The 3,438-nt window shown below is 62.5% G+C and carries 2 protein-coding genes and 1 pseudogene; 2 read left to right on the forward strand and 1 reads right to left on the reverse strand.

The genetic code is table 11. The features are described 5' to 3' along the window. Positions 1-213: 213 nt before the first annotated feature. Entirely contained in the window at positions 214-1,236 is a 1,023-nt protein-coding gene (locus tag EN749_RS32780) for a substrate-binding domain-containing protein (RefSeq protein ID WP_127808231.1), read from the reverse strand. A gap of 363 nt (positions 1,237-1,599) precedes the next feature. On the opposite strand from EN749_RS32780, the gene EN749_RS32785 reads away from it, so the two are divergent. Continuing rightward, positions 1,600-2,955 carry an ABC transporter substrate-binding protein gene (locus EN749_RS32785; RefSeq protein WP_127267791.1) on the forward strand — a complete coding sequence of 452 codons (1,356 nt, stop codon included), beginning with the start codon at positions 1,600-1,602 and terminating at the stop codon, positions 2,953-2,955. Between the two features lie 228 nt (positions 2,956-3,183). Further along, positions 3,184-3,438 (forward strand): annotated as a pseudogene (locus tag EN749_RS32790) (alpha-glucoside ABC transporter permease); the annotation flags it as partial.

Consider the following 3,438-nt stretch of genomic DNA (forward strand, 5'->3'; position numbering starts at 1 on the left):
ATGTAGAATAGCATATTAGCTTCGACTTATTCAAGCTGCATTAGGCTCGTCGGGGCAAATGCCGGGGGACAGCGCGGCCGGATGTCTGCTTCCGGTCGGTCACGTGGCCCACTTCAACGGCTGGCTTGAGGCGCGTAGCGGCCACTAGCGTCGTGGAAGACGGACGTAGGCTTTGGGTCGAGCGCGATCGCTACAGGTGATTAAGTTCGGACCTCAGCCAGGCGCCCCTGCCACCGATCCCCGGACCACCAGGTCGACCGGCCAGACCTCGCCTCGCGCCCCCTCCTCCAGTCCTGAAATCCGCGCCGCCAGCCGCTCGGCGACACGGGCGCCGGCGAGACGGATCGATGAACGCGTCGTCGACAGCGGCACCGAGAAATTCTCCGGCCTCAGCCAGGGGAAGACGTCGTCATGGGCGATCAGCGAGACATCGCCGGGAATGCTCAGGCCGAGGTCGCGCACCGCGCGCACGACGCCCAGCGCCATGATCAGGCTGGAGCAGGCGATCGCCGTCGGCGCGTCGTCCTCTTCCAGCAAACGCCTGGTGGCGCGATAGCCGTTCTCCTCGGTCATATCGACCGAGCAGACATGGCGTTCGCTCAATGACAGTCCGCTCGCGGCGAGCGCCCGGCGCACGCCGCGTTCGCGATGGATGGCGAAGGTCTCGCGGTCGTCACCGTTGATCAGCGCCAGCCGCCGATGACCGAGCTGGATCAGCAGCCTGGCCGCCTCGTGGAAGGCGCCCTCATTGTCGATGTCGGTAAAAGCATAGTCGAAGTCGAAGCCCTCACTGCGGCCATGGACGATGAAGGGAATGCCGAGCGTGTTGACCAGCGCCACGCGTCGGTCAACGGGCCTTGGAGAGGAGATATAAACAGCGTCGACCTGCCGGTTGGCGACGATGCGCCGGTAGGTCGTCTCCTGGTCGTCGGCGTCGGCCGGCGACAGCACAAGGTCAAGCTCGTGCGAGCGGGCATAGTCACCAAGGCCGGACAGGAACTCGACGAAATGCGGATCGATGTCGACCGACGCACCGGTCGGCAGGACATAGCCGATCATGCCGGTCTTGCCGGTCGCCAGCCGGCGCGCGCTCGGATTGGGACGATAGCCATGGCGCTTGGCGGCATCCATGACACGCCTGCGCGTCTCCTCGTTGACCTCGGGATAGCCGTTCAGCGCACGGCTTACCGTGGTTTGCGAAAGTGCCAGCATATGGGCGAGCTGCTTGAGGTTCACGAAAGGTCTCCATTCCCTCAAAGCGCTTTTAAATTGAATCGACCCAAGTGCCAGCGGGGCCGAGCCATACCAAGCCGAACCATAGACGCGGTTCGGGCGTGTTTGAAACAAAAACTGCTGCTGCATCGCCATAATAGTATGTTGCAGCGCACTTTCGGGGGCGCAAATGCGCGAACCTAAATCGATTAATCCGCCGGCCTCTTGACTTCCCAGCAATTCAATGGCGTGATCGAAAAAGCCAAAGCGCTTTGGAAGACTCTTCGAAAGGTTGCGGTTCCTTTCCGACTGAGTCACAGTCCTGCGGCGTCGGCGGGCGGAATGGAGGTTCCGTCCGGTGTGTGAGACCCACTGGGAGGAATACCGATGAAGAAAATGCTTTTGCTGGGTGCTGCGTTTGCCACGTTCGCCCTGAACGCGCCCGCGCAGGCCGAACTGAAGTTCAAGCCCGGCGAAGACAAGCGCTTCAACTGGGCGAACTACGAAGAGCTCAAGAAAGTCGACCTCAAGGGTGAGACGCTGTCGATCTTCGGACCGTGGCGCGGCGAGGACGAAGGCCTGGTGCGCGGCGTTCTCGACTATTTCTCGGAAGCCACCGGCGTCGAGATCAAATACTCCTCCTCGGAGAATTACGAGCAGCAGATCGTCATCGATACGCAGGCCGGCAGCCCGCCGAACATCGCCGTGCTGCCGCAGCCGGGCCTCATTCAGGACCTGGCGTCGAAGGGCCTTTTGACGCCGCTCGGTGACGACACCGCCAAATGGGTCAAGGACAATTACGGTGCCGGCCAGTCATGGGTCGATCTCGGCACCTTCAAGGACAAGGACGGCAAGCCGGGCTTCTTCGCCTTCCCTTACAAGGCCGACGTGAAGTCGCTGGTCTGGTACTCGCCGGACAATTTCGAGGAAGCCGGCTACAAGGTGCCGAAGACGCAGGAAGAACTCGCCGATCTCGAAAAGAAGATCATCGCCGATGGCGGCAAGCCGTGGTGCATCGGCCTCGGCTCCGGCGGCGCCACCGGCTGGCCGGCGACTGACTGGGTCGAAGACCTGATGCTGCGCACCCAGCCTCCGGAGGTCTACGACAAATGGGTGAAGAACGAGATCCCGTTCAACGATCCGGCGGTGGTCAACGCCATCGACATTTTCGGCAAGATCGCGACCGACGACAAGATGGTCGACGGCGGCGCCAAGGCGGTTGCGGCGACCGACTTCCGCGACAGCCCGAAGGGCCTCTTTTCGGTGCCGCCGAAATGCTACCTGCACCACCAGGCATCGTTCATTCCGACCTTCTTCCCGGAAGGCACCAAGGTCGGCCAGGACGCGGACTTCTTCTACTTCCCCCCCTATGCCTCCAAGCCTGAACTGGGCACGCCCGTGCTCGGCGCCGGTACGCTGGCGATGATCACCAAGGACAGCAAGAGTGCGCGCGCGTTCATCGAATTCCTGAAGATGCCGCTCGCCCACGAGATCTGGATGGCCGAAGGCGGCTTCGTGACGCCGCTCAAGTCGGTCAACAAGGATGCCTATGCCAGCGACGCGCTGAAGAAGCAGGGCGAAATCCTCGCCAATGCCTCGACTTTCCGCTTCGACGGTTCCGACCTGATGCCGGGCAAGATCGGCGCCGGCGCCTTCTGGACCGGCATGATCGACCTGGTCGGCGGCAAGTCGGCGCAGGACGTCGCCACCGACATCCAGAAGAGCTGGGACGCCATCAAGTAGACGGCTGGCACGTAGACGACCAACCATTCTCGCACTGGATCCGGACCGTACTGGCCCGGATCCGACGGCGGCCCGTGCCGCAGCCTTTCGTCATGAGCGCATTGACATGAAGCGCGATCGGCAATGTGCGCAAGCCGCCGATGACGCGCTCCAAACAACTGAATCGGCGCCTGGTCCCCGTCACCAAGGTCATTCCTTGTCGGGTCATGCGCAGGGGGAGAGGGACCCATGGCGGCTCAGATTTTCTCGGCCATAACAGTCATCATCGTCGGCGTCGGCGGTTGCGTCGCCTATTTCTGGGGCGCCAACAAACTGGTCGACCTGATATTCCCGTCACGCGGCGTCGCCGGTGCCGCGGCCATCGACAATCTGCGCCGGCAAGGGCTGGTCAGGCCATGGCTGTTCGTCGGTCCGGCGATGATTATCCTCACCATCTACCTGATCTACCCGGTGGTCGAGACGCTGCGGCTGTCGTTCCTCGAT

This window comes from Mesorhizobium sp. M7A.F.Ca.ET.027.02.1.1 (assembly GCF_004022985.1).
Classification (GTDB): domain Bacteria; phylum Pseudomonadota; class Alphaproteobacteria; order Rhizobiales; family Rhizobiaceae; genus Mesorhizobium.

Excerpts from the sequence above, each read along its gene's own strand:
- EN749_RS32785 (WP_127267791.1), top strand. The coding sequence starts at position 1,600 with ATGAAGAAAATGCTTTTGCTGGGTGCTGCGTTTGCCACGTTCGCCCTG.